At 69.6% G+C, this 24631-nt stretch carries 24 protein-coding genes and 1 pseudogene; 18 read left to right on the forward strand and 7 right to left on the reverse strand.

Features of this window, described 5'->3' with window-relative positions; translation table 11 throughout:
* Positions 1-25 precede the first annotated feature (25 nt).
* The 5 genes from ACQHII_RS27725 to ACQHII_RS27745 all read left to right on the forward strand — a co-directional run bounded on the left by ACQHII_RS27725 (position 26) and on the right by ACQHII_RS27745 (position 5005).
* Complete coding sequence (locus tag ACQHII_RS27725) at positions 26-1126, forward strand: LLM class flavin-dependent oxidoreductase (RefSeq protein ID WP_427921845.1); 1101 nt, start codon at positions 26-28, stop codon at positions 1124-1126.
* The gene (locus tag ACQHII_RS27730) at positions 1123-1728 is read left to right on the forward strand and encodes an FMN reductase (protein ID WP_427921846.1); all 606 of its coding nucleotides are present in this window, start codon (positions 1123-1125) and stop codon (positions 1726-1728) included. Before ACQHII_RS27725 ends, ACQHII_RS27730 begins: the two co-directional genes overlap by 4 nt.
* 189 nt (positions 1729-1917) lie before the next feature.
* Entirely contained in the window at positions 1918-2679 is a 762-nt protein-coding gene (locus ACQHII_RS27735; RefSeq protein ID WP_427921847.1) for a response regulator transcription factor, read from the forward strand.
* A complete protein-coding gene (locus tag ACQHII_RS27740; RefSeq protein WP_427921848.1) occupies positions 2680-4131 on the forward strand; it encodes an ATP-binding protein in 1452 nt (483 codons plus the stop codon).
* Positions 4118-5005: a GNAT family N-acetyltransferase gene (locus ACQHII_RS27745; protein WP_427921849.1), complete on the forward strand. Its 888-nt coding sequence runs from the start codon at positions 4118-4120 to the stop codon at positions 5003-5005. Before ACQHII_RS27740 ends, ACQHII_RS27745 begins: the two co-directional genes overlap by 14 nt.
* A 12-nt stretch (positions 5006-5017) precedes the next feature.
* On the opposite strand, the gene ACQHII_RS27750 is transcribed toward ACQHII_RS27745, so the two are convergent.
* The 3 genes from ACQHII_RS27750 to ACQHII_RS27760 all read right to left on the reverse strand — a co-directional run bounded on the left by ACQHII_RS27750 (position 5018) and on the right by ACQHII_RS27760 (position 7596).
* On the reverse strand, positions 5018-6388 hold the full coding sequence (locus ACQHII_RS27750) for a histidine-type phosphatase (RefSeq protein ID WP_427921850.1): 1371 nt from the start codon (positions 6386-6388) through the stop codon (positions 5018-5020).
* A gap of 86 nt (positions 6389-6474) precedes the next feature.
* Positions 6475-6642: a hypothetical protein gene (locus ACQHII_RS27755; protein WP_427921851.1), complete on the reverse strand. Its 168-nt coding sequence runs from the start codon at positions 6640-6642 to the stop codon at positions 6475-6477.
* Between the two features lie 135 nt (positions 6643-6777).
* The gene (locus ACQHII_RS27760; protein WP_427921852.1) at positions 6778-7596 is read right to left on the reverse strand and encodes an SAM-dependent methyltransferase; all 819 of its coding nucleotides are present in this window, start codon (positions 7594-7596) and stop codon (positions 6778-6780) included.
* A gap of 316 nt (positions 7597-7912) precedes the next feature.
* On the opposite strand from ACQHII_RS27760, the gene ACQHII_RS27765 reads away from it, so the two are divergent.
* The 3 genes from ACQHII_RS27765 (at position 7913) to ACQHII_RS27775 (ending at position 11543) form a co-directional block, all read left to right on the forward strand.
* Entirely contained in the window at positions 7913-9691 is a 1779-nt protein-coding gene (locus ACQHII_RS27765) for a DEAD/DEAH box helicase (RefSeq protein ID WP_427921853.1), read from the forward strand.
* A 2-nt stretch (positions 9692-9693) separates the two neighbouring features.
* On the forward strand, positions 9694-10248 hold the full coding sequence (locus ACQHII_RS27770) for a hypothetical protein (RefSeq protein WP_427921854.1): 555 nt from the start codon (positions 9694-9696) through the stop codon (positions 10246-10248).
* A gap of 137 nt (positions 10249-10385) precedes the next feature.
* Positions 10386-11543 carry a hypothetical protein gene (locus ACQHII_RS27775; RefSeq protein ID WP_427921855.1) on the forward strand — a complete coding sequence of 386 codons (1158 nt, stop codon included), beginning with the start codon at positions 10386-10388 and terminating at the stop codon, positions 11541-11543.
* 182 nt (positions 11544-11725) lie between these two features.
* On the opposite strand, the pseudogene ACQHII_RS27780 reads toward ACQHII_RS27775, so the two are convergent.
* The 3 genes and pseudogenes from ACQHII_RS27780 to ACQHII_RS27790 form a co-directional block, all read right to left on the reverse strand.
* Positions 11726-12276: pseudogene (locus ACQHII_RS27780) on the reverse strand (hypothetical protein); the annotation flags it as partial.
* Positions 12277-12343: 67 nt separating this feature from the next.
* On the reverse strand, positions 12344-12775 hold the full coding sequence (locus ACQHII_RS27785) for a hypothetical protein (RefSeq protein WP_427921856.1): 432 nt from the start codon (positions 12773-12775) through the stop codon (positions 12344-12346).
* Positions 12772-13188: a hypothetical protein gene (locus ACQHII_RS27790; protein ID WP_427921857.1), complete on the reverse strand. Its 417-nt coding sequence runs from the start codon at positions 13186-13188 to the stop codon at positions 12772-12774. Before ACQHII_RS27790 ends, ACQHII_RS27785 begins: the two co-directional genes overlap by 4 nt.
* Before the next feature lie 119 nt (positions 13189-13307).
* On the opposite strand from ACQHII_RS27790, the gene ACQHII_RS27795 reads away from it, so the two are divergent.
* Genes ACQHII_RS27795 through ACQHII_RS27805 form a run of 3 tightly spaced genes read left to right on the forward strand, consistent with a single transcriptional unit; the run spans position 13308 to position 15803 of the window.
* The gene (locus tag ACQHII_RS27795; RefSeq protein ID WP_427921858.1) at positions 13308-14351 is read left to right on the forward strand and encodes a helix-turn-helix domain-containing protein; all 1044 of its coding nucleotides are present in this window, start codon (positions 13308-13310) and stop codon (positions 14349-14351) included.
* Entirely contained in the window at positions 14348-15037 is a 690-nt protein-coding gene (locus ACQHII_RS27800; protein ID WP_427921859.1) for a YdcF family protein, read from the forward strand. Before ACQHII_RS27795 ends, ACQHII_RS27800 begins: the two co-directional genes overlap by 4 nt.
* A complete protein-coding gene (locus ACQHII_RS27805) occupies positions 14979-15803 on the forward strand; it encodes a WbqC family protein (protein WP_427921860.1) in 825 nt (274 codons plus the stop codon). The genes ACQHII_RS27800 and ACQHII_RS27805 overlap by 59 nt, the downstream gene beginning before the upstream one ends.
* Positions 15804-15872: 69 nt before the next feature.
* On the opposite strand, the gene ACQHII_RS27810 is transcribed toward ACQHII_RS27805, so the two are convergent.
* Positions 15873-16553 carry a hypothetical protein gene (locus ACQHII_RS27810; protein ID WP_427921861.1) on the reverse strand — a complete coding sequence of 227 codons (681 nt, stop codon included), beginning with the start codon at positions 16551-16553 and terminating at the stop codon, positions 15873-15875.
* 283 nt (positions 16554-16836) lie between these two features.
* On the opposite strand from ACQHII_RS27810, the gene hemL reads away from it, so the two are divergent.
* The 7 genes from hemL to ccsB all read left to right on the forward strand — a co-directional run bounded on the left by hemL (position 16837) and on the right by ccsB (position 24624).
* Entirely contained in the window at positions 16837-18213 is a 1377-nt protein-coding gene (gene hemL / locus ACQHII_RS27815; RefSeq protein ID WP_427921862.1) for a glutamate-1-semialdehyde 2,1-aminomutase, read from the forward strand.
* Entirely contained in the window at positions 18210-18899 is a 690-nt protein-coding gene (locus tag ACQHII_RS27820; protein ID WP_427921863.1) for a histidine phosphatase family protein, read from the forward strand. The genes hemL and ACQHII_RS27820 overlap by 4 nt, the downstream gene beginning before the upstream one ends.
* A gap of 147 nt (positions 18900-19046) precedes the next feature.
* Positions 19047-20339 carry a hypothetical protein gene (locus tag ACQHII_RS27825; RefSeq protein ID WP_427921864.1) on the forward strand — a complete coding sequence of 431 codons (1293 nt, stop codon included), beginning with the start codon at positions 19047-19049 and terminating at the stop codon, positions 20337-20339.
* A gap of 89 nt (positions 20340-20428) precedes the next feature.
* Entirely contained in the window at positions 20429-21031 is a 603-nt protein-coding gene (locus ACQHII_RS27830; RefSeq protein WP_427921865.1) for a TlpA family protein disulfide reductase, read from the forward strand.
* Between the two features lie 6 nt (positions 21032-21037).
* Complete coding sequence (locus ACQHII_RS27835) at positions 21038-21799, forward strand: cytochrome c biogenesis CcdA family protein (protein ID WP_427921866.1); 762 nt, start codon at positions 21038-21040, stop codon at positions 21797-21799.
* Positions 21800-21802: 3 nt separating this feature from the next.
* Positions 21803-23539 carry a cytochrome c biogenesis protein ResB gene (gene resB, locus ACQHII_RS27840; RefSeq protein WP_427921867.1) on the forward strand — a complete coding sequence of 579 codons (1737 nt, stop codon included), beginning with the start codon at positions 21803-21805 and terminating at the stop codon, positions 23537-23539.
* On the forward strand, positions 23539-24624 hold the full coding sequence (ccsB, locus tag ACQHII_RS27845; RefSeq protein WP_427921868.1) for a c-type cytochrome biogenesis protein CcsB: 1086 nt from the start codon (positions 23539-23541) through the stop codon (positions 24622-24624). The genes resB and ccsB overlap by 1 nt, the downstream gene beginning before the upstream one ends.
* Positions 24625-24631 lie beyond the last annotated feature (7 nt).

Below are 24631 nucleotides of genomic sequence, written 5' to 3' on the forward strand. Positions count from 1 at the left end.
TCAACAACCTGGAGGGTGAACGACCATGCAGTTCGGGATCTTCAGCGTCGGCGACGTCACACCGGACCCGACCACCGGACGGACGCCGACCGAGCGTGAGCGCATCAAGGCCATGGTCGCCATCGCGCTGAAGGCCGAGGAGGTCGGGCTCGACGTCTTCGCGACCGGCGAGCACCACAACCCGCCGTTCGTGCCCTCGTCCCCGACGACGATGCTCGGCTACATCGCCGCCCGCACCGAGAAGCTGATCCTCTCCACCTCCACCACCCTCATCACCACCAACGACCCGGTGAAGATCGCCGAGGACTTCGCGATGCTCCAGCACCTGGCCGACGGACGCGTCGACCTGATGATGGGCCGCGGCAACACCGGCCCCGTCTACCCCTGGTTCGGGCAGGACATCCGCCAGGGCATCAACCTCGCCATCGAGAACTACGCCCTGCTGCGCCGCCTGTGGCGCGAGGACGTCGTGAACTGGGAGGGCAAGTTCCGCTCCCCGCTCCAGGGCTTCACGTCCACGCCCCGCCCGCTGGACGACGTACCGCCGTTCGTCTGGCACGGCTCGATCCGCTCGCCCGAGATCGCCGAGCAGGCCGCCTTCTACGGCGACGGCTTCTTCCACAACAACATCTTCTGGCCGGCCGACCACACCAAGCGCATGGTCGAGCTGTACCGGGAGCGGTACGCGCACTACGGCCACGGCACGCCGGAACAGGCGATCGTCGGCCTCGGCGGCCAGGTCTTCATGCGGAAGAACTCCCAGGACGCGGTGAACGAGTTCCGCCCTTACTTCGACAACGCCCCGGTCTACGGCCACGGCCCCTCCCTGGAGGACTTCACCGACCAGACCCCGCTGACCGTCGGCTCCCCGCAGGAGGTCATCGAGAAGACCCTCGCGTTCCGGGAGTACGCCGGTGACTACCAGCGCCAGCTGTTCCTGCTCGACCACGCCGGGCTGCCGCTCAAGACGGTCCTGGAGCAGCTCGACCTGCTGGGCGAGGAGGTCGTACCGGTCCTGCGCAAGGAGTTCGCGGTGAACCGCCCGGCGGACGTGCCGGAGGCGCCGACGCACGAGTCGCTGAAGTCCGCCGAGGCGGCCGCATCGGAAGGGGTGACCGTCGCATGAAGCTCGTCGTCGTCTCGGCGGGGCTGAGCGTGCCCTCGTCCACCCGTCTGCTGGCCGACCGGCTGGCGGCGGCGGTGGACCGCAGGACCCCCGTCGACATCCAGGTCGTGGAGCTGCGCGACCTCGCGGTCGAGATAGCCCACAACTTCACCAACGGCTTCCCCGGCCGTACCCTCGCCGCCGCGCTGGACGCGGTGACGGAGGCGGACGGGCTGATCGTCGTCACCCCGGTGTTCTCCGCGTCGTACAGCGGACTCTTCAAGTCCTTCTTCGACGTCCTCGACAAGGACGCGCTGGCCGGAAAGCCGGTACTGATCGCCGCGACGGGCGGCAGCGCACGCCACTCCCTGGTGCTGGAGCACGCGCTGCGCCCGCTCTTCGCCTACCTGAGGGCCGTGGTCGTCCCGACCGCGGTCTACGCCGCCTCCGAGGACTGGGGCGCGGAGGGCCTGCCGGACCGGATCGACCGCGCGGCGGGGGAGCTGGGTGCGCTGATGACGGGCCTGTCGACGGCCCGCCCGGAGAAGAAGCAGAAGCAGCCGGTCGTACCGTTCGCGGAGCAACTGGCGGCGCTGGCACCCACCAGCCCGTCCGGCGTTTGAGGACGAGGCCCCTTCAGGGCCGACGGGGGTCTGGGGGCGGAGCCCCCGGGACGGCAGGGCAGCCGACCGTGAGAAGACGGTAGGAGGTCGGCACGGGTTGCGTCCACCACGGTGAGAGGCAGGTAAAAAGGGTGATCGTAGACCTGCCCCCACCGGTCAACCGCCGGAGGCCTTGGCACACTGGGGGACGTGCCCCAGACTGTGCTGCTCGCCGAAGACGACCGTGCCATCCGTCATGCCCTGGAGCGGGCCCTGACCCTGGAGGGCTACCAGGTGACCGCGGTCGCCGACGGTGTCGAGGCGCTCGCGCAGGCCCACCGCACCCCACCGGACGTGCTGCTCCTCGACGTGATGATGCCCGGCATCGACGGCCTCCAGGTCTGCCGGGTACTGCGCGCCGAGGGCGACCGCACCCCGATCCTCATGCTGACCGCCCTCGTGGAGACCGCCGACCGCATCGCGGGCCTGGACGCGGGCGCCGACGACTACGTCGTGAAGCCCTTCGACGTCGAAGAGGTCTTCGCGCGACTGCGCGCCCTGCTCCGCCGCACCAGCCCGGTCCCGGCGAACGGCGTCCAGGGCGCGCCCGGCGACGGACTGCGGGACGAGCCGCACTCCTCCTCGCCGTCCTCGCCGTACTCCTCCTCCGACAAGCAGATCTCCGCGGCCGGCCTGCGCATGGACCTCCAGGCCCGCCGCGTCTGGCGCGGGACCCGCGAACTGGAACTGACCCGCACCGAGTTCGAACTCCTCGAACTGCTGGTCCGCAACGCGGGCATCGTCCTCGACCACTCCACCATCTACGACCGCATCTGGGGCTACGACTTCGGCCCCGGCTCCAAGAACCTCGCCGTCTACGTCGGCTATCTGCGCCGCAAGCTCGACGAGCCCGGCGCACCGCAGCTGATCCACACGGTGCGTGGCGTGGGTTACGTGCTGCGGGAGGACTGAGTGGGCCGCCTGCGGCGGCTGGTGGCCGCCCGGCGGCCGAGACTCGTCTCGCTCCGTACGACCTTCGTGCTGTCCTTCGCGGCGGTGACCGCCGCCGTCACCCTCCTCGTCGGCGTGCTCTCCTACGGCGCGGCGGCCCGGCTGGTCCGCGTCGACCAGGAGTCCGTGTTCGACCAGGTCGTCCAGGACCTCCAGGACGAGGTGCGCACGCACCAGATGACCCCCGACGACTTCTCCTCCTCCGCGCCCGGCCACGACATCGTGCGCCCGGCCCGCACGGACGTGCAGGTGCTCGGGCCGGCCGGCAGCGTCCTCGACAGCGGCAGCCCCGCGCTCCCCGTCACCGGCGACGACCGGGCCGTGGCGGGCGAGAAGACCGCCGGGAAGACGGTCGAGCACAAGGACGTCGCCGTCGCCGAGGACGTGTACCGCATCGCGACCGTCTCGCTGGGCCGCGGGCAGGGGGCGGTGCAGGTGGCGCAGGAGTTCAGCGACACCGAGGACCTGCTGCGGGCGTTGCAGCAGCGGACGTTCGTGCTGATGGCGGCGGTCGTGGTGCTGGCCGGGCTGTGCGGCTGGTGGCTGGCCCGGCGCATCACGCGCCGCCTCATCATCCTCACGGCGGCGGCCGAGGACGTGGCCCGCACCCGCCGCCTCGGCGTGCAGGTCCCCGTCACCGGCTACGACGAAGTCGGCCGCCTCGGCCGCGCGTTCGACCGGATGCTCGGCCGCCTCGCGCAGTCGGAGGAGGACCAGCGCCGCCTGATCCAGGACGCGGGCCACGAACTCCGCACCCCCCTGACCTCGCTCCGCACGAACATCTCCCTGCTCCGCCGGATGGACGAACTCCCGCCCGGAACCCGCGAGGAACTGGTCGCCGACCTCTCCCAGGAGGCCCGCGAACTCACCGACCTCGTCAACGAGTTGGTGGACCTCGCGGCCGGTCAGTCCGACACCGAACCGCCCCAGCAGGTCGACCTCGCCGACATCGCGGAGGACGTGGCGGTGCTGGCCCGCCGCCGCACCGGCCGCGACATCACCGTCCGCGCGAGCGGCGACACGACCACCGACGGCCGCCCCGGCATGCTCCAGCGCGCGATCTCCAACCTCGTGGAGAACGCCGCAAAGTTCGACCGCGCGGGCCAGACCCCGATCGAGATCGCGGTCTCGGGCCCGGCCCGCCCCGGTACGGTCCGCGTCGAAGTCCTGGACCGGGGCCCCGGAGTCTCCGAGACCGACCTCTTCCGCATCTTCGACCGCTTCTACCGCGCCGCCGACGCCCGCTCCCTCCCCGGCTCCGGCCTCGGCCTCTCCATCGTCCGCGAGGTGGCCCTCGCCCACGCCGGATCCCCCTTCGCCCTGCAACGCGAGGGCGGCGGCGCGGTGATCGGCTTCACGGTGGGGGGAGTGGTCGAACCGAGGGCGGGGACGGGCGTACGTGGCCGAGGCTGACGGGCTCCACGGCGACATCGAGGCGGCCGGATTCCCGGTGGGGACTGGGCAGTTGGGGACTGCCGGGCACCTGCGGGCGAACGACGCCGGCCGTCCCGTCGCGGCCCCGCACTCGCTGCCCGACGACCCCGGTCATCTGCTCTGGGCCGCGCAACTCCGCCCCGACGGCCGCCCCGGCCCCGGGGTCCGTGTCTTCCGGCACCGCTCGGCGATCGCCGTGGCCAGTCCCGGGCTGTCCGGGCGGGACCGGATCGCGGTCGGCGGGGACGCGGACGATGCGCTGGTCCTCGTACGGGACGAGGTTCTGACGGAGGTCGGGCCGGGCTACCGTCCGTTCGGGGACGCGGAGTTGATCGCCGCGCTGGTGCGGGGGATTCCCGGACTCGTGGCCGCCGGTGGTCCCGGGTTTCTGTGGATGGAGACGGCGGAGCCGCCCCGGCCCGCTGTCCCGGAAGGGGTGCGGTGGCTCGACGCGGCGGGGGAGCGGGAGGCGGCGGCCCTGTTCGAGGACTCGTTCCCCGGCTCGTACGCCCGGCCCGGCCGTCCTGGAGCCCGCCGTTGGGCCGGTGCTCACGGCCAACAGCCGGACGGTACCGGCATGTTGCTCGCGGTGGCCGGTGACGCCTGGTCCGGGGTCGGGTGCGGCTTCATGGCCGGGGTCGTGACGCGGCCACAGGCGCGGGGGCGTGGGCTGGGCGCGGCCGTGTCGCGGTTCGTCGTCGACGCGCTGGTACGGGAGTACGGGCGCGCCGCGCTGATGGTGGACGCCGACAACCCGGCCGCGATCTCCGCGTACCGGCGGGCCGGGATGCGGGGCCGGGAGTTCGCGGCGGCGGCCCGCGCCCGGGGGAGCGCGGGGCCGTGCCAGGGCTGATACCGACGTTGCTCAGCCGTTGGAGGTCGTACGCCCGAAGCAGCGCTCCAGCTCGTTCAGGTCGTAGAACTTGCTGCCCTTTGAGACGGGACGGCAGCCCGCCTTGAACGCGGTCTCCTTCTCGTTGTAGAGCATGCGCACGAGGTAGGTGCCGCCCTTGCGGTAGACGTCCCACTGGATGTTCGAGCCGAGGGGTGCCACGGCGGCGCCCCGCCAGGAGTTGGTGGCGTAGGTGTACGGCTGCTCGGAAGTGACGCCCTGCGTGCTGCCCGGCAGGCCCATCAGCGCGGCCAGCGGGATGATCTCCTCGGCATGCGTGAACCGGAGTTCCGCGCCCAGGTCGCTCGTGCCGTCGCGCTTGGCCTCGACCTTCTTGAAGAAGTCGTCGAGCAGGACGCCGGCCATCCTGTACGTGATGTCGCTGTCCGCGAAGCCCGGCCCCTTCTCGTAGAAGTCCTCGGCGTCGGAGAGGTACCCGAACCAGTCGGCGTCGCGCGCCGAGATGTACCGGTCCATGCCCCAGCCCTTGCCGCCCGGGCTCTCCTCGCTCATCGCGGGGGCGATGGCGTAGAGGTTGTAGACGGCGGTGGCGGCCTCGACGTCCGTGCCGATCGACGCGAACTCGCCCGCCGTGATCCGGTCCACGAACGCGGGCTTGAACAGCTTCCTCAGTACGTCACGGGCGGCGCGGTGGGTCTTCGGCTGGTCCGTGATGGAGGTCAGGGTGGTGGCGAGGCGCTGGTCGTTCGCGATGTAGTCGCGGTACGCCGCCCCGCCCGCGGCCTTGTGGAAGTAGAGGAGGTCCTTGTCGGTACGGGTCGAGCCGATGAGGGAGGTGAGGTCGGGGTCGGCCTGGGCGAGCGCGGCGCCGTAGAGGTTGGCGCTGTCGACGGCGCGCCCCTGCCCCGAACTGACGACGTCGATGGGCTCCTTGTTCTTCGCGATCGAGGCGAAGAGGCTCGGCAGCCGCTTCGCCATCCGGGTCGCGGTGGCCTGGATCTCCGCCTTGCCGCGCGCGCTGAGGTTGCCGTAGCCGATCGTGCTCATGGCGGCTTCGAGGGCCTGGGTCTTGGGCCCGAACTCCCGCCCCTTCGCGGTGAGTTGGCCCTCCGCCTCGGCCTTGTTCCACAGCGCGAGGATCAGGTCGCCGTCCGAGCCGTCGGTCGCGGAGCGCGAGCCGTGCCGGGACACGTTCTCGGTGAAGACGGGGGTGAAACCGGCCGGGGCCTGCTGGTACGACCGGGAGTCCTGCTCCGGGGCGTACACGGCCTTCGTGCCGTAACTGTCGGTGTGGGCGCTGCCGCCGGGGGCGGCCTGCGCGGCGAACGGGGTGGCCAGCAGCGCGGCCGTGCCGAGGACCGCGGCGAGGGTGACACGTCTCATGAGCCGCATGTTTCGCGGGGGACGTGAACGCCGGGTGCACTGACGCTTTCGGCCAGCCGTACGGTCGTAAGGCCGCCGTCGTAAGGCTACGGCCGTACCGTGTTCTCGTCCGGGGCGAAGAGGTGGGCCATCGCCTGCCAGAGGGGCATGACGCGGGGTGTGCTGCTCGGGGTCCGCCGGACGGTGCCGGGGGTGACGGTGGACGGCCGGGCGGTGCGGGCTTCCTTGGTGAGGGAGACGGTGCTGTGCGGCATGACGGTTTCCTTCCGGTGAGTCGTCGACGGGGAGTCGTTGACCTCGTGAGATCAACGATCCCGCCATCGGCTCGCCGTCACGATGGGGTGTGCTGCCCATTCAGGGGTGTAGCGGGCCCCACCCTCACAGCCCCGTCAGCCGTCCTTCCGCGCCACCCCGCCGTAGATGCCGATCGGTGCGGCGGTCGGGTCGGGGGCCGCCTCGGGACGCCAGTGCGTGACCCGGACCAGGCCGGGATCGACGAGGGTGAAGTCGCCGAAGAAGTCGAGGACTTGGGCGTGGGTGCGGAGGTTGAGGGTGGCGGTGGCCCGGTTGTAGACGGACGCTGCCTCCTCGCGCTGGTCCTCGTGGACATCACCCGTGGCGTGGGAGAGGACGAGGTAGGAGCCGGCCGGCAGCGCGTCGCGCAGGGTGGCGACGATGCCGTACGGGTCGCCGTCGTCGGCGAGGAAGTGCACGACCGCCACCAGCAGCACGGCCACCGGCCGGCCGAAGTCGATCGCCTTGCGGACCTCGGGGTGGTCGAGGATCGCGCGGGGATCGCGCAGGTCAGCCAGGATGACGGAGGTGTCGGTGCCCTCCATGAGGGCCATCGAGTGGGTGCTGACGATCGGGTCGTTGTCGACGTAGACGATCCGCGTGTCCGGGGCGATGGCGTGCGCGATCTGGTGCACGTTGGGTTCGGTCGGCAGCCCGGTCCCGATGTCGAGGATCTGCCGCACCCCGCCTTCCTCCACCACATGCCGGACGGCGCGGTGCATGAAACGCCGGTTGGCCCGCACGCCCTCCCGCACCTCGGGAGCGGCCTTGATGAACTGCTCGGCGGCGTCCCGGTCGACCGGGTAGTTGTCCTTCCCCCCGAGGAAGTAGTCGTACATCCGCGCCGGGTGGGGCTTGCTGGTGTCGATGATCAGTGGCTGGGCGCCACTGCCGTCCCCGCTGGGAGAGGTCATGAGGCCAGGCTCCGTCTTGGTGAGTGGCTGTCAGATCATCATCCTGGCACGCCCGCCGTGGTCCGGGGGACGCCTCCGTCGGATCGGACCGGACCGGGAATTGACAAAAGCGATTTCGATATGTCCTCGATGGGTTTCTGGAACCGGCCGTAATTTCTCTTGAATTACTTGACAGGGGAGAGGGTGGTGTGTCCCTGGTAACTCCTTCTGGGAATGCGCTGGTTGACGAGGAAGGGGAATTGACATTGGGCTGTTCGTTCCTTAGCTTCCAGGCGTCAGTCAGTTCTTTGTCGAGCGCACCCGAGGTTGTTTCTTCGTGCAGGCCACTTATCTGCCCGACCGGCACATGTTCGCCCTGTGGAACTGGTCGGGACGGGCTGCGGGCGCCGCCCCGCCGGCCGAAGCCGCTGATGCCGTCGAGGCCATCGCCCTGGTCGTCCCGACCCCGGACCTCGGCGGGTTCGAGGTGGCCGACGTCGACTGCGCGCTCATCGAGCCGGACCGGCTCGCCGACGCGCCCCTCGACGCGCCCGGCCGTTCGGTGGACGCCTGGCGGCAGTTGCTCGCGGGCGGCGACGCGGCCCTCCCGATCGCCGCGCACGCCGTCCCCGATGCCACCGGTGTCGCCGTCACGTCCGCCGCGCACGCCGTGGCCGTCTTCCGCCACACCCGCGCCGTAGCCACCGAACTGCGCGCCGCACTCACCGCCACGCTACGGCCGTACCAGGTGCGCGGGGTGAGCTGGCTGCGGGAGACCGCCGACGCGCACGGCGGCGCGGTGCTCGCCGACGAGATGGGCCTCGGCAAGACACTCCAGGCCATCGGCTACCTCACCGGACGGGCCGCGGAAGGCCCCCAACTGGTCGTATGCCCCACGTCGTTGGTCGGGAACTGGGCCCACGAGATCCAGCGGTTCGCCCCCGCCCTGCGCACGACGACCTGGCGCGGCGGCCCGCTGGAGACGGCGGACGCCGGCACGGTCGTCCTCACCGGCTACCCGACCCTGCGCCTCCACGGCCCCGCCCTGACGGAACGGCGGTGGATCACCGCCGTATTCGACGAGGCACAGGTCCTGAAGAATCCCCGCACCCAGGTGTCGAAAGCCGCGCGGACCATTACGGCAGACACCCGGATCGCCCTGACCGGAACCCCGGTGGAAAACCACCTCGAAGAACTCTGGGCACTGCTCAACCTGGTCGCACCGCACCAGTTCGGGAACAGGACGCAATTCCGCCGCCGCTTCGTCCGGCCGGTCGCGGACGGCTCCGTCGCCGCCGCGGCCCGGCTGCGCGGGGTGATCGAACCGGTCGTCCTGGCACGCAAGAAGGCCCAGGTCGCCGGCTCGCTCCCGGCCAAGATCCACACCGACCTGATCTGCGACCTCACCGAGGAACAGCAGCGGTCCTACGACCGCGTCCTGAACCAGGCCGTCGACGACGGCTTCGGCAGCGGGGCGGGGCGCCGGACCAGGGTGCTGGCGGCTCTGACCGCGCTCAAACAGGTCTGCAACCATCCGGCCTTGCTCACCGACGGCCTGGACGAGCCGGGCGAGCTTGTGGGCAGGTCGGGAAAGCTCGACCTGTGCACCGACATCGTGGCCAACAACCTCGAAACGGGCTCGCCCACCCTGATCTTCACGCAGTACGTGCGGACCGGTGAACTGCTGGTACGGCACTGTGCGGAACAGTTCGGGATCGACGTGCCGTTCTTCCACGGCGGCCTGCGACAGGACCAGCGCTCCGACCTCGTCCGCCGCTTCCAGTCCCCCGACGGCCCGCAGGTGATGGTGCTCAGCCTCAAAGCCGGCGGCACCGGGCTCACGCTCACCCGCGCGGCCGACGTCATCCACTACGACCGCTGGTGGAACCCGGCCGTCGAGGCCCAGGCCTCCGACCGCGTCCACCGGATCGGCCAGACCCGCACCGTCACGATCACCACACTCACCACCGGGACGACGGTCGAGGAGCACATCGCGGCCATGCACGCACGTAAATCCGCGCTCTCGGAGGTCACCGACATGTCCGGTGTCGCGCAACTGGCGCTCCTGGACGACGACCGCCTCATCGAGGTCCTGCGCCGGAAGCGGGACAACTGACCATGCCCGACAGCGACTTCGGCTACACGGTATGGGGCAAGGACTGGGTCCGCCTCGCCGAGCCCCTGCGCCAGACCCGCCCCGACCCGCAACTCCCGCGTGCGCGCCGACTCGCCCGCGCTGGCAAGGTCGAGATCACGACCGACGGCCGGACCGTACGAGCCGTCGTCCACCACGGCCGCACCGCCTTCACGGCGAACATCGAACTCGCGCCGATGCCCCAGGCGGCGGTGGCCGCCATCTCCCGCCGCCTGTCGGGTCCCCGCCCCACCCTCACCGACGACCTGTACCGCACCCTGACCGCCGACGGCCACCGCCCCGCACCACACCTCGCCACCACCGACTGCACCTGCCCGGCCGCCACTCCCCGCTGCGTCCATGTGCTGGCCGCCTACTACGAGATGGCCCGCCGCGTCGACGACGATCCACGGGTCGCCCTCGACGCGCAGGACTACTTCCGCGCCGCGTCCCAGGGCGCCGACGCGGCTGCTGCCGCTTCCGCGACACCGCAGCGGTGGATCGCGCTCAACTCCCTTGAGCCGGACGACTACTTCTGACACATGCCAGCGCCCTTCCGGTGGGCGGTTGCCAACAGGCAGCAGGCACGGCGCCGTTGTCGGTAGCGTCCTGTACCAATCTGTCGGCGTGGAAGCGATCGATGATCGCGAGAGTCGGATCACGGGGGTGGGAACGCATGACCAATCAGCCGGTGTTCGTCCTGGGCGAGGAACTACAGGCCCTGGAGCGGGCCGAGTTCGAGACCGAGGCGGAGTTCCAGGAGTTGCTCGCGCGTCATCCGCGCGTGCTGGACTTCGGCTCGCTGGCCGACGGCCGTTCGCTGCGGCTGGTGCTGGTGGCCCGCGAGATGGGGGTGCCGACGAGCACGGAGAGCGCCCCGGCGTACTGGCTGGACCACCTCTTCGTCGACGCCGACGGAGTACCGACCCTGGTGGAGGTCAAGCGGGCCACGGACACCCGGATCAGGCGAGAGGTCGTCGGCCAGATGCTGGACTACGCGGCGAACGCGGCCCGTTACTGGCCGGCCGCCCTGCTGCAGCACTCCTTCGAGGACACCTGTGCCAAGGACGGCAGGTCGCTGGAGGAGGCGTACGGGGAACTCCTCGGTGACCAGGGCGACCGGTCCAGGGAGGATTTCTGGACGACGGTCGAGGAGCGGTTGGCCGCCGGGCAGATGCGGCTGCTGTTCGTCGCCGACCGGATTCCGCTGGAACTGCGGGCGATCGTCGAGTTCCTGAACCGGCAGCTGCGGCAGACCGACGTGTACGCCGTCGAGCTGACCCAGTACCGCGGCGGCGGCGACCTCCGTGTCCTCGTACCCCGCGTGCACGGCGAGGTCGCCACCGCGGCGAAGTCCCCCTCGGGCCACCGCACCACGCAGCGGACCACCCGGGCCGACATGGACACGGCGATCGCGTCGCGCTCCGACCTCGACGTACGGCGGACCGCGACGGCCCTGCTCGACCACGCGGCGGCCGAGGGGCGGCTGGAGTGCGGTACGGCCAAGTACCGGAGCATGCGGATCTACTACCGCGTCTCCGGCCGGGACGTGCCGATCGCGACGCTCTCCCTGCGCGAGGACCCGACGAAGTACGACCTCTCCTTCGCCTTCGGCTCGATCACCTATCACCTCGGCCACGAGCGGGCGGCGGCGTTCGCGGCCTCCCTGCCGCCCCTCCCCGGCCTGGCCGAGAAGCTGGAGGCCCTGCCGGCGAAGGGCTACAACGGCTGGCCGTCCGTCTCCCTGACCACCCTCGCCGCCGAACCCACGGCCGTCGGGGAAATCCTCTCCGCGATCCAGCAACTCATCGACGGCCAGGACTCCTCCGCCTGACGGCGTGCGGCTGGGGGTCCTGACGAACACCTACGCAGCCAGCACCGAAAAAGGCGGGGTCCGAAAACCCCGCCCACCCCATCCCGCGAACCTTCAGCTCACGGCCACATCAAGCAGTACGGCTGATGTCCCGCCTCATGCAGCTGGTGGCTGAAGTCCTGCCACTCGTCCAGCAGTTGGAAGCAGGCCGGTGACCTGGGGTTTCTCGGCGTGATGTGTGGGGTGCCGGTGGAGGGGGCGAGCCACCAGCGGGCGGCGTCGAGTCGAGGCAGCAGCCGCAGCCAGGTGCTACGGAAGTGTTCGCCGGCTTGCTGCTGGGTGTAGGTCTCGACGCGGTGGGGGATGCCCAGGCGCCGGGAGAAGTCGTGAACAGGGGTTGGTACAGGGCGGCGACGAGGTCGGTCAGGGCCTGGTTGCCGAGGGCCTGGGCGTAGGCGCGTTGGTAGCGGTGTCCGCTGGCAGGGTCTGTGGACAGTTCGTACGGGGCGTTGTCGAGGGCGCTGAACAGGACCTCGGTGGGGACGCCGAAGCGGTCGCGCAGGCGAGCCGCCATGGCGAAGGCGAGCGACTGGACGAGCGAGGTGCCGATGTGCGGGGCACCGTTGATCTGCGTGCCGACGACGAGCACGATCCGCTCGGATGGCGTGGCCAGGATGCGTGGGGTCAGGACGTCCTCGGGGTGGAGAAGGGCGTTGGCGAGGACTGTGTTGGGTGAGACGAGACGGGGCGTCACGGATGTCCCCTTGCGGTCAGGTCGGACTGAAGTAGGTGTTGCCAGGACCGGCTGGAGGTGCCTGGCCCTAGAGACCGGCGGTAGAGCGCGCTTCTTCCTGGGCAGCGGCGACGTACGGGTGTTGGAGCGCGGTCCGGAGGGCGTCGGCGTCGGTGAGGGTGTCGTCGTCCGGTAGCTCGCACCAGCTGCCGAACCAGTCGTCGAGCCGCTCCACGCCGGGCGCGACGAGCCAGGAGTTGGTGGAGAGGTGCCGTACCGGCAGGTCGTCCCAGCGGTCGGCGGTGCCGGTTGCGATGGCGTAGTAGAGGCGCTCGTTGGGCCCGTCGTAGAGCACCGGGCCGATCGACGCACCGGTGCCGCGAAGGTGGGCCAGGGCCAGGAGGCCGGTCTCGGCAGAGGTGCGCACGAGGTCCCAGCCGTTGCCGACCTTCAGCAGACGCAGTCCGGGAACGTCGCTGACCATGGGCGCGCTGCGCAGCGCGTCGCGCACGGACATCATGTGTCCCCCTGCGGCTGGAGGTTGGGGCTAGTGCTGCGGGAAGGTGCGGACTCCGTGATCGGCTTGAGGGAGCGGACCACGATCAGACGGCCGCCCGTTAGCCCTATCTGCCGCTTGCGTTCGGTGCCGATGCCCCTGGGGCCGAGGTGGCTGAGGGCGGGGACCACGGCGCCGTAGGCGTCGGGTAGTTCGAGGGCGTCGACCAGCCCGACGAAGGCGGGGGAGCGGATGGCTACCGTGGCGTCGCGGTCGGTGAAGACGCCGCAGAGGTCCAGTTCGTGCCGGCGGCAGTAATCGGTGAGGCAGTCGACGAGCGCCGCATGGCGGACCAGGCCGCCGGTGACGTGGCGCAGGTAGCCGAAGACCTGCGGGAAGGCGACGCGTCGGCGTTCCGTGATGAGTTCGTCGTCCATGTCCACAGCGTCGGCTGGCGTGAACGGCCTTGAAATGACCTGCTGTTGTACTTCCGTTGCACTTCCCGCCCCACGTCGTCACCGAGAGTGCTTCCATACGTGACGGAGGGAGGTAATCCGTGGTCAGCGTGCAGCAGTGGACGGGCCGGGAAGCGAGCGCTCTGCGCGCTGCCCTGCGGATGAGCACGCGGGCCTTCGCCGAACACCTCGGTGTTGCCCTGCGTACGGTGGCCAAGTGGGAGAGCCTGGGAGCCGAAACCCAGCCCCGGCCTGATACCCAGGCGATCCTCGACACCGCGCTCGCTCGTGCCGACGCTGCTGCCCATGCCCGGTTCGAGGCGGTGCTGTTCCCGGAGCGGAAGAGCGTGCGGCCGGCGGACTACGAGACCTGGACCGAGGACATCGAGCGCGCCGTAGTCTGCGTCAGCCGCCAGGACTTCCCCTTCGCCGCGACCTTGTTGAACCGCTGGCTGGAGAGCCGTGACGCGCACGGCCTGGATGACAAGGGCCTTTATCTGTACGGGCGTTCGCTTGTCCTGCTCGGTGATGTGCAACGAGATCAGGGCGCGATCCTCGGCCCGCTGTCTGCCCGACAGTCCTACCTGACCGCGCGCGACATGTTCTCCGAGCTCGCGATCCCGCGCCGGGTCGCCCAGATCGAGCTGTCCCTTGCCGTCGTGCAGGAGATGTCAGGTCAGCTCGAAGCCTCCGCTCGATGGTATGAGCAACTCGCCGCCGACCAGCGGCTCAGCCGACGGGACCGAGCCCGGGCCCGGTTGTGGATCGGCACGGCTCTGAGCAAGGAGGGCAACAACGAGTACGCCACCAACGTCATGGCTGCTGCCACCCGCGAGTTCGAGGAACTCGGTGAGCCGGAGGACTGGTCCGTGGCACACCAGAAGCTCGCCTTGGCCCACCGCGGCGCCGGCGACCTGAAGCAGGCCCTGCACTACATCGACATCGCGCGAACCACCGGCACGATCGACTCCCCGATGCAGCGAGTGCGGTTGGACACCGCGTACGGGCACATCCTTCTGTCGGATGCGGCGACCCGGAATGATGGGCTGTCCGTCCTCGACCAGGCGGCACAGGTGGCCCAGCAGTTCGGGCTGAGCCACCAATTGCGCAGCATCGAGGGCATCCGAAAGGGCCAGCAGGGATGAGTCAGGGAGCGTCAGTGCCGGAGCACCAGCAGCGTCAGATCACCGACGAGCAGTTCCACGATGCGACGTTGATCTGGAACTACCACCAGATGGGACATGAGGAGCGCCCCTGCTCGGCGGCGATCGGCTTGGGCAGCCACGACCTGGGCGTGGCCACCACAGCCACCGACCTCTACCGCGCCGGCCTCTTCCCCGTCGTCGTGTTCAGCGGCGGCAACAGCCCCACCACCCGTGCCCGCTTCCCGCGCGGCGAGGCCGTCCACTACCGCGAGCACGCCCTGAGCCTGGGCGTGCCGGACGAGGCGATCCTGGTCGAGTCGAAGGCGACGAACACCGGCCAGAACATCACCTTCTCCCGGGAGCTGCTGGCGGAGACGGGCGTGGAGGTGGAGTCGCTGCTGCTGATCTCCAAGCCCTACATGGAACGCCGCTCGTACGCGACCTGCCGCAAGCTGTGGCCCGAGGCCGAGGTGGTCTGCGCCTCCGAGCCGCTGGAGTTGGACGACTACATCAAGTCCATCGGCGACGAAAAGCTCGTCGTCGACATGCTCGTCGGGGATCTGCAACGGGTGATCGAGTACCCGAAGCTCGGCTTCGCCGTCGAGCAGAACGTACCGGGGGATGTGCATGACGCTTACGAGCGCCTCCTGGGCGCCGGCTTCGACAGCCGACTCATCAACAGCTGACACACGTCCACTCGGGGCGAGCGGCGAGGTCTGCGCGATCCACCAGCCGAACCTGTTTCCCCGGCTGTCCACGCTGGCCAAGCTGTTCGCCGCCGACCGGTGGATCGTCCTCGACGATGTTCAGTTCGCTCGCCGGGACTACCAGCAGCGCACCCGGCTCGCGGCTCTCGACGACCCGAGCAGGCAGCAGTGGCTCACGCTCCCCACGCACCTGCCCATCGGACGCCCGACGCTCGTCAACCAGGCGTTGCTCGTCGAGCCGCGCCGATCTCGGCGAACAGTCAGCCTGCTCATTCGCCAGTACTACGGTCGTAGCCGCTACTGGCCTGCGGTGAGTGGAGTCCTGGACGTGGTCCTCGATCGGTTTGAGAACACCGACCGTGTGGCGGACCTGGCGAGGACATCGACCCTCGCCCTGCTCACCGCTCTCGGCTGGAATGGTGAAGTGCTGGAAAGCAGCGCCATGCCGACTCGCCAAGGCCGGTCCGAGCGACTGGCCGACCTTGCCGTGGCCACCGGCAGCAACTACTACCTGTGTGGCACAGGGGGCCTGCGCTACCTCGACTACCAGCCGTTCGCCGCCCATGGCGTCACCGTTGTGCCTTTCCACACCCCTGTGGATGCAGGCGACCGGCTCTGGCGGTGGGCCCGACGGGTCAGCAGCCTCTGGGCGTTGAGCGCGAGCGGCCCGAGTGAACTGGCGACCAGGTTGGCTGTGGTACGAGAAGGCCATCTCACGGGAATTCCCACTCCGGGCGGCCGGTAGTTGTGTCCAGGGGCATGAAAAAGGCGAGGCCCGAAGACCCCGCCCGTCACCCACGAACCCTCAGCCCACTCAAGGCCAGACAAGGCAATAAGGCTGATGCCCCGCCTCATGCAACCTGTGGCTGAAGTCCTGCCACTCGTGCAGCAGTTGGTACACATTGAACGCGTCCCGAGGTCCGCCCCGGTCCGGGACCGTCGACCAGATGAACGCTGCCGCGCCCACCGCCTCCTCGCCGATTCCGCGGAGGGGGTCGACGACCGTCATCGGGAGTTTGACGACGGCGTAGTCGGGGTGGAGGACTACCAGTTCCAGCGGGGGCACCTTGTTCAGGGGGACGCCCTCGATGCCGGTGAGGACCATCGCGGCCATCGTCTCCGGCTTGATCTTGGTGAACATGCCGTTCATCCCGAGCTCGTCGCCGCCGAGTTCCTCGGGGCGCATCGAGATCGGGACGCGGGCCGCGGTCGCGCCGTCGGGCGCGCCGAAGTATTTGTACGTCACCCCCACCCGACCACCATTCCTGCTCCCCGTCCGCAACTGATCGATCCGACGTTCGATACGTCGCTCGTCGCGATCCGACTCATCCGAACCCACACCAGGTCCGGCGGGTCCGGCGGATCCACCGGACCCGGGACCACTCTGCCGTGCCGCCTCGGCGGCCTCCTCCGCGTCGCGTCGGTGCTTCCCCCGCCGGGCACGCCGAGGACCCAGATCGTCAGTCCCCTCGCCCAGTCCGCCACCGCGATGCATATCTCCACCCGACTGCTTTTCTAGGACGCGTGGCCCCAGCCGCGCAACCCGATCATCGTGTCAGTGACCTCCCCCACGGCCGCCCGCCGAAACGTGCGCTGAAACACCTGTCCGCAGGATCTGCGCAAGCCCTGTACACCGGCGCCCGCATGAGCTGTGTGTCTCTGTGTGTATCACCTCCCAGTCTCGCAGATGGGTGGGGGCCCGTGCCCGCGCTCCCGCCGCCTACCCTGAGGAGGTAACTGAGGTCCCGGAGTCCGAGAAGTCGGAGAAGTCGCAGGTCATGAGCCAAACGCCAAGCGAAACGCCAAGCGAACCGGCAAGCGAACCGGCAGGTGTGCTGCCCAGCACACCGCCCTATCCCTACGAAGCACCCGTCTCGCAGGCTCTTTTCGACCGTGCGTCGGTCGTCACACCGGGCGGCGTGAACTCCCCGGTGCGCGCCTTCCGCGCCGTCGGCGGCACGCCCCGGTTCATGGTGTCCGGCAACGGTCCCTGGCTGACGGACGCGGACGGGCGCGAGTACGTCGACCTCGTGTGCTCGTGGGGGCCGATGATCCTCGGGCACTCGCAGCCCGACGTCATCGCCGCCGTGCAGGACGCCGTCTCGCGCGGGACCTCCTTCGGGACCCCGGGTGAGGGCGAGGTCGCGCTCGCCGAGGAGATCGTCGCCCGGGTCGGGCCCGTGCAGCAGGTACGGCTCGTCAGCAGCGGTACCGAGGCGACCATGTCCGCGATCCGGCTCGCCCGCGGGTTCACCGGACGGCCCAAGGTCATCAAGTTCGCCGGGTGTTACCACGGTCACGTCGATGCCCTGCTCGCCGCTGCGGGCAGCGGAGTCGCCACCTTCGCGCTGCCCGACACCCCGGGCGTCACCGGCGCCCAGGCCGGCGACACGATCGTCCTGCCGTACAACGATCTCGAAGCCGTGAACGAGGCCTTCCACCGGCATCCCGGTGAGATCGCGTGCGTCATCACCGAGGCTTCGCCCGGGAACATGGGTGTCGTGCCGCCGGGACCCGGGTTCAACCAGGGGCTCAAGGACGCCTGCTCGAAGAACGGTGCCCTCTTCATCTCCGACGAGGTCATGACCGGGTTCCGGACCAGCCGCGCCGGGTGGTTCGGGATCGACGGGGTCGTCCCCGATCTCATGACCTTCGGGAAGGTCATGGGTGGCGGGTTCCCCGCCGCCGCGTTCGGCGGGCGTGCGGACATCATGGGGCACCTCGCTCCCGCCGGGCCCGTGTACCAGGCCGGCACCCTCTCCGGGAATCCCGTCGCCACCGCCGCCGGTCTCGCGCAGCTGCGGCTCCTCGACGACGCGGCCTACGCGACCGTGGACGCTGTATCGGCGCAGATCCAGGCGCTGGTCACCGAGGCGCTCTCCAAGGAGGGTGTCGCGCACCGGCTGCAGAACGCCTCCAACATGTTCTCGGTGTTCTTCACCGACCGCAGCGTGCGCAACTACGAGGACGCCAAGGCGCAGGAGTCGTACCGCTTCACCGCCTTCTTCCACTCGATGCTGGCGCAGGGTGTCTATCTGCCGCCCTCGTCCTTCGAGTCCTGGTTCGTGTCCACGGCCCACGACGAACGGGCCATCCAGCGGATCGCCGACGCCCTCCCGGCGGCGGCCAGAGCGGCGGCGGAGGCCACCCGATGAGCAGCAGCGCCACCAGTGACATCACCGTCGTGCACGTGATGCGGCACGGTGAAGTCGCCAACCCCGAAGGGGTGTTGTACGGGCGGCTGCCCGGCTACCACCTCTCCGAGCTCGGGCGGCGGATGGCCGACCGGGTCGCCGAGCACCTTTCCTCCCGCGATGTCACCCATGTCGTCGCCTCCCCGCTGGAGCGGGCGCAGGAGACGGCCACGCCGATCGCCAAGGCGCACGGGCTCGACCTCGCGACCGACGGGCGGCTCATCGAGGCCGACAACGTCTTCCAGGGCAAGACCTTCGGCGTCGGCGACGGCGCGCTGAAGAAGCCCGACAACTGGAAGTACCTGGTCAACCCGTTCAAGCCGTCCTGGGGCGAGCCCTATGTCGACCAGGTGGTGCGGATGATGGGGGCGCTCGACGCCGCCAAGGACGCGGCGCGCGGGCACGAGGCCGTGCTGGTCAGCCACCAGCTGCCGATCTGGATCGTGCGGTCCTACGTCGAGCGGCGGCGGCTGTGGCACGACCCGCGCAAGCGGCAGTGCACACTCGCGTCGCTGACGACCTTCACCTACCGCGGCGACAAGATCGTGTCCGTCGGCTACACCGAGCCGGCCCGTGATCTCGTCCCGGCGCATCTCCTCGCGGGCGCGAAGCCGGTGAAGGGGAAGGACAAGGCGTTCGGCGCCTGAAAAACGGCGATTGATCACTCGTCAGGGGCTGCCGCCGGGACAACTCTGTGACATTTGTTTCGCAACCCACACCGTTCCCGGCGAACTTTCCCGTCCGTCGCGTCCTCTCACAGGTTGACCACAGAGGATGCGACGGATGGGGAAGCAATGCGGAGTCTCACTCGACGAGGAGTACTCGGAGCCGGTGCGGGCGCCGCGGCGGCCGTAGGACTCGCGGGCTGCGGCACCCTCGGTTCGAAGGGATCGGACAGCCCCTCCGCCGGTTCCGGCAAGGGCCACTCCGGCGGCCCCACCAAGTCCATGGAACCCCGCGCCAAGCCCATCGGTGACGGCTCCACCTCCTTCACCGGCACCCAGCCCAAGCAGCCCACGAAGCCCGTGCCGCTGGAGGCCGGGCAGACCCCGCCGCAGTTCGTGATCTTCTCCTGGGACGGCGCGGGCGAGGTCGGCAACGGCCTCTTCCCCCGCTTCCTCGACCTCGCCAAGCAGCACGGCGCGAGCATGACCTTCTTCCTCTCCGGCCTCTACCTGCTGCCCGAGTCGAAGAAGCGCCTGTACAACCCGCCGAACAACCCGCGCGGCGCCTCCGACATCGGCTACCTCACCGACGAACACGTCAAGGCGACCCTCACCAACGTCCGGCGCGCGTGGCTGGAGGGCCACGAGATAGGCACCCACTTCAACGGCCACTTCTGCTCCGGCTACGGCACCGTCGCCAACTGGACGCCCCAGCAGTGGCGCAGCGAGATCGACCAGGCCAAGTCCTTCGTCAAGGAGTGGCGCACCAACACCGGCTGGCACGACCTGCCGTCGCTGCCCTTCGACTACGACAAGGAACTCGTCGGCGGCCGCACGCCCTGCCTCCTGGGCCAGAACCAGCTGCTGCCCACCGCCCGTTCGCTCGGCTGGCGCTACGACGCCTCCTCGCCCGGCGGCCGGCAGGTCTGGCCCGACAAGAAGAACGGCGTCTGGGACTACCCCCTCCAGGCCGTCCCGTTCCCCGGGCACAGCTTCGAGGTCCTCTCGATGGACTACAACATGCTGGCCAACCAGTCGGTCAACACCACCAAGGCGCCCGCCTACAACTACCCGGGCTGGCGTACCCAGGCCGCACAGGCCTACATCTCCGGCTTCCAGCGCGCGTACGAGACCAACCGGGCGCCCTTCTTCATCGGCAACCACTTCGAGCACTGGAACGGCGGCATCTACATGGACGCCGTCGAGCAGGCCTTCAAGCACATCGCCGCGGAGAAGGAGAAGGGCGCCGACGTCCGGATGGTCTCCTTCAAGCAGTTCACCGACTGGATCGACGTGCAGAAGCCCGAGGTGCTCGCCAAGCTGCGCGGCCTCGACGTCGGCCAGGCCCCGGCCGGCGGCTGGAAGTCCTACCTGGCCGCGAGCCCGACCGCTTCTTCCACGGCCACCGGCGACGCTGCCTGAGACGCCGCCTGAAATGCGGGTTTCCGCCCGCGAGGCGCCCTTGAGGGGGGCGCGCAAGATCCCCAGAACGGGCATGCGAAACTTTTCACATGAGTGCCGCCAGTCGCGCCCGTAGCCGCGCCGTCCTGTCGACCGCCGGCGTTGCCGTCGCCGCGTTGGTGCTTTCCGCGTGCAGCTCCGGAGGAACCTCCGGAGGCTCCGGCAACACCAACTTCATCACCGGCTCCGACGGCATCGCGACCGTCAAGAAGGGCGACCGCCAGGCCGCCCCCGACCTGTCCGGCAAGACCATCGACGGCAAGACGATCGACACCGCCGACTACAAGGGCAAGGTCCTCGTCGTCAACGTGTGGGGCTCCTGGTGCTCCCCGTGCCGCGCCGAGGCGGACAACCTCGTCCAGGTCGCCAAGGCCACCGCGGACAAGGGCGTCCAGTTCGTCGGCCTCAACACCCGCGACACCAGCACCGAACCGGCCGTAGCCTTCGAGAAGAAGTACGCCGTCCCCTACCCCAGCCTGTACGACCCGACGGGCAAGCTGATGCTCCGGTTCAAGAAGGGCACCCTCAACCCGCAGGCCATCCCCTCCACGATCGTCATCGACCGGGACGGCAAGATCGCGGCGCGCGCACTCCAGGCACTCAGCGAGGACAAGCTGCGCGAGATGCTCGACCCGGTCATCGCGGAGAAGTGAGCCGACGTGCTGCTCGCCGCTGTTACCGAGCCCAACACCACGGTCAGCCACGGGGCCCTGCTGCTCGCGCTGCCGATCGCCGTCCTCGGCGGACTCGTCTCCTTCTTCTCCCCGTGCGTCCTGCCGCTCGTCCCCGGCTACCTCTCCTACGTCACGGGAGTCACCGGCACCGACCTCGGTGACGCCCGGCGCGGGCGGATGGTCGCGGGCGCCTCTCTCTTCGTGCTCGGCTTCACCGTCGTGTTCGTGTCCGGCGGGGCCCTGTTCGGCTTCTTCGGGCAGACGCTCCAGGAGAACAGGGACGTCCTCAGCAAGATCCTCGGCGTGCTCATGATCCTCATGGGTGTGTTCTTCATGGGGATGATGCCCTGGCTCACCCAGCGCGAGTTCCGCTTCCACAAGCGGCCGGCCACCGGGCTCATAGGAGCTCCGCTGCTCGGCGCGCTCTTCGGGATCGGCTGGACCCCGTGCATCGGACCGACCCTCGCGTCGGTGCAGGCCCTCTCGATGGACCAGTCGAGTGCCGGTCGCGGCGCCATACTGACCGTCGCGTACTGTCTCGGCCTGGGTGTCCCCTTCGTCCTCACCGCGGTCGCCTTCCGCAAGGCCCTCGGTGCCTTCGGCTGGGTCAAGCGCCACTACGTCTGGGTGATGCGCGTCGGCGGCACCATGATGATCGTGACCGGCGTGCTGCTGCTCACCGGCGCGTGGGACGCGCTGGTGCAGGACATGCAGAGCTGGTCCGACGGCTTCACTGTAGGGATCTGATCGATGAGCAAGACGACCACCGACACGTCCGCCGCCGAGGAGCAGGACCTCGGCGCCGCCGGCTCCCAGCTCTCCACCGCCCCCGTCGAGACCGCCATGCCCGGCTCCTTCGGCGGCAACCGGAAGCCCGGCCTGACCGGCTGGCTCGCCTGGACCGGCCGCGAGGCGCTCGGCTGGGCGCGCTGGATGTGGCGGCAGCTGACCTCGATGCGGGTCGCGCTGATGCTGCTGTTCCTGCTGTCGCTCGGCGCGGTCCCCGGCTCGCTGATCCCGCAGTCCGGCACCGACGCGCTGAAGGTCTCCGAGTTCCAGGCCGCGCACAAGACGCTCGGCCCGATCTACCAGAAGCTCGGCCTCTTCCACGTCTACGGCTCCGCCTGGTTCGGCGCGATCTACATCCTGCTGTTCGTCTCCCTCATCGGCTGCATCATCCCGCGCACCTGGCAGTTCGTCGGCCAGCTCCGCGGCCGCCCGCCGGGCGCCCCCAAACGCCTCAACCGCCTTCCCGCCTACGCCACCTGGCGCACCGCCGCCGAACCGGAGCAGGTCCGCGAGGTCGCCCTCGCGGCCCTGCGGAAGCGCCGCTTCCGCGCCCACGTCGCCGGGGACGCCGTGGCCGCCGAGAAGGGCTATCTGCGCGAGACCGGCAACCTCCTCTTCCACCTCGCGCTGATCGTCATGCTGATCGCCTTCGCCTGGGGCCAGCTCTTCAAGTCCGAGGGCGACAAGCTGATCGTCGAGGGCGACGGCTTCTCCAACACCCTCACCCAGTACGACGACTTCAAGTCCGGCAACCTCTTCAGCGACGACGACCTCGTCCCCTTCAGCTTCAACCTGAAGAACTTCGTCGGCACCTACGAGCGCACCGGCCCCAACCGCGGCACCCCGCGCACCTTCCAGGCTGACATCACCTACAGCATCGGCGCCTACGGCAAGTCCAAGAAGCACACCATCAAGGTCAACGAGCCGCTGGAGATCGGCGACTCGAAGGTCTACCTCGTCAGCCACGGCTACGCCCCCGTCGTCACCGTCCGGGACGGCAAGGGCAACGTGGTCTTCCACCAGGCCGTGCCGATGCTGCCGATCGACTCCAACGTCACCTCGCAGGGCGCCATCAAGGTCCTCGACGGCTACAAGAACGCCCAGGGCGTCGCCGAACAGCTCGGCTTCGCCGCCGTGTTCGTGCCGACGTACGCCAAGAGCAGCGGCACGATGTTCTCCCAGTACCCCGGGCTCGACTACCCGGTGCTCAACGTCACCGGCTACCACGGCGACCTGGGCGTCAACGCGGGCATCCCGCAGAACGTGTACCAGCTGGAGACCAAGAACCTGAAGCAGTTCAAGGACTCCAAGGGCAACATCCTCAAGCAACAGCTGCTGCCCGGCGAGACGATGACCCTGCCCAACGGCGCCGGGTCGATCACCTTCGACAAGCAGATCAAGGAATGGGCGGGCTTCCAGGTCGTCCAGCAGCCCGGCACCGACTGGGCGCTGGCCGGTGCGCTCACCGCCATCTTCGGTCTGGCCGGCTCCCTGTTCATCCAGCGCCGCCGCGTCTGGGTGCGCGCCACCACCAGCGACGACGGGACCACCGTCGTCGAGATGGCCGGGCTCGGCCGCAGCGAGTCCGCGAAACTCCCCGAGGAACTCGGCGACCTGGCGGCACTCGTGCACGACCGGGCCCCGACGAAGACCGACGACGAACCCCCCGTACCCCCAGAAGGGGCTGAGCAGCAGTGATGAATCTCGCCGCCGCCACCAACGAGCACCTGGCCAACGTCAGCAACACGCTGATCTACTCCTCGATGGCCGTCTACACCCTGGCCTTCCTGGCGTACATCGCCGAGTGGACCTTCGGCAGCCGCAGCAAGATCGGCCGTACGGCCGCCGCGCTGACCGGTGCCGCCGAGAAGAAGGCGGCCGCCGCGCCCGCCGTCACCGTGCAGAACGCCGGCGGCACCACCGTCCTGGAGCGGCCGAAGGTCGTCGTCCGGGCCGCGTCCGGCTCCCGCGACGTGCCGGACGGTCCCGGCGCGCACGGCGGGGACGAACAGGGCGACCTCTACGGCCGTATCGCCGTGTCCCTCACCGTGCTCGCGTTCCTCGTCGAGCTGTCCGGTGTCCTCGCCCGCGCGGCCTCGGTGGAGCGGGCGCCCTGGGGCAACATGTACGAGTTCAACATCACCTTCTCCACGGTCGCCGTCGGCGTGTACCTCACGCTGCTGCTGCTCAAGAAGAACGTGCGCTGGCTCGGCCTGTTCCTGGTCACCACGGTCCTCCTCGATCTCGGCATCGCCGTCACTGTCTTGTACACCGCCAGCGACCAGTTGGTTCCCGCCCTCCACTCGTACTGGCTGTACATCCACGTCTCCACCGCGATCATCTGCGGCGCGGTCTTCTACGTGGGCGCGGTGGGCACGCTCCTCTACCTCTTCAAGGACTCGTACGAGAGCAAGCTCGCCGCCGGCGGCAAGCCGGGCGCCTTCGCCACCTCCGTGATGGAGCGGCTGCCCGCCTCGGCGAACCTCGACAAGTTCTCCTACCGCGTCAACGCGGCCGTCTTCCCGCTGTGGACGTTCACGATCATCGCCGGCTCGATCTGGGCCGAGTCCGCGTGGGGCCGCTACTGGGGCTGGGACCCGAAGGAGACCTGGGCGTTCATCACCTGGGTCGCCTACGCCTGCTACCTGCACGCCCGCGCCACGGCCGGCTGGAAGGGCCGCAAGGCCGCCTACCTGGCCCTGATCGCCTTCGGCTGCTGGATCTTCAACTACTACGGCGTCAACATCTTCGTCGGCGGCAAGCACTCCTACGCCGGCGTCTGAGACCGCG

Origin of the sequence: Streptomyces sp. cg40, assembly GCF_050320165.1 — a bacterium.
Taxonomy (GTDB): Bacteria; Actinomycetota; Actinomycetes; order Streptomycetales; family Streptomycetaceae; genus Streptomyces; species Streptomyces hokutonensis.

Coding starts and splice junctions, on each gene's coding strand:
- ACQHII_RS27730 (WP_427921846.1), top strand. CDS start 1,123: ATGAAGCTCGTCGTCGTCTCGGCGGGGCTGAGCGTGCCCTCGTCCACC.
- ACQHII_RS27805 (WP_427921860.1), top strand. CDS start 14,979: ATGACGCTTACGAGCGCCTCCTGGGCGCCGGCTTCGACAGCCGACTCA.
- ACQHII_RS27830 (WP_427921865.1), top strand. CDS start 20,429: ATGAGTGCCGCCAGTCGCGCCCGTAGCCGCGCCGTCCTGTCGACCGCC.
- ACQHII_RS27825 (WP_427921864.1), top strand. CDS start 19,047: ATGCGGAGTCTCACTCGACGAGGAGTACTCGGAGCCGGTGCGGGCGCC.
- ACQHII_RS27800 (WP_427921859.1), top strand. CDS start 14,348: ATGAGTCAGGGAGCGTCAGTGCCGGAGCACCAGCAGCGTCAGATCACC.
- ACQHII_RS27810 (WP_427921861.1), bottom strand. CDS start 16,553: ATGCATCGCGGTGGCGGACTGGGCGAGGGGACTGACGATCTGGGTCCT.
- ACQHII_RS27725 (WP_427921845.1), top strand. CDS start 26: ATGCAGTTCGGGATCTTCAGCGTCGGCGACGTCACACCGGACCCGACC.
- ACQHII_RS27820 (WP_427921863.1), top strand. CDS start 18,210: ATGAGCAGCAGCGCCACCAGTGACATCACCGTCGTGCACGTGATGCGG.
- hemL (WP_427921862.1), top strand. CDS start 16,837: ATGAGCCAAACGCCAAGCGAAACGCCAAGCGAACCGGCAAGCGAACCG.
- ACQHII_RS27785 (WP_427921856.1), bottom strand. CDS start 12,775: ATGATGTCCGTGCGCGACGCGCTGCGCAGCGCGCCCATGGTCAGCGAC.
- ACQHII_RS27775 (WP_427921855.1), top strand. CDS start 10,386: ATGACCAATCAGCCGGTGTTCGTCCTGGGCGAGGAACTACAGGCCCTG.
- ACQHII_RS27755 (WP_427921851.1), bottom strand. CDS start 6,642: ATGCCGCACAGCACCGTCTCCCTCACCAAGGAAGCCCGCACCGCCCGG.
- ACQHII_RS27760 (WP_427921852.1), bottom strand. CDS start 7,596: ATGACCTCTCCCAGCGGGGACGGCAGTGGCGCCCAGCCACTGATCATC.
- ACQHII_RS27770 (WP_427921854.1), top strand. CDS start 9,694: ATGCCCGACAGCGACTTCGGCTACACGGTATGGGGCAAGGACTGGGTC.
- ACQHII_RS27750 (WP_427921850.1), bottom strand. CDS start 6,388: ATGAGACGTGTCACCCTCGCCGCGGTCCTCGGCACGGCCGCGCTGCTG.
- ACQHII_RS27790 (WP_427921857.1), bottom strand. CDS start 13,188: ATGGACGACGAACTCATCACGGAACGCCGACGCGTCGCCTTCCCGCAG.
- resB (WP_427921867.1), top strand. CDS start 21,803: ATGAGCAAGACGACCACCGACACGTCCGCCGCCGAGGAGCAGGACCTC.
- ccsB (WP_427921868.1), top strand. CDS start 23,539: ATGAATCTCGCCGCCGCCACCAACGAGCACCTGGCCAACGTCAGCAAC.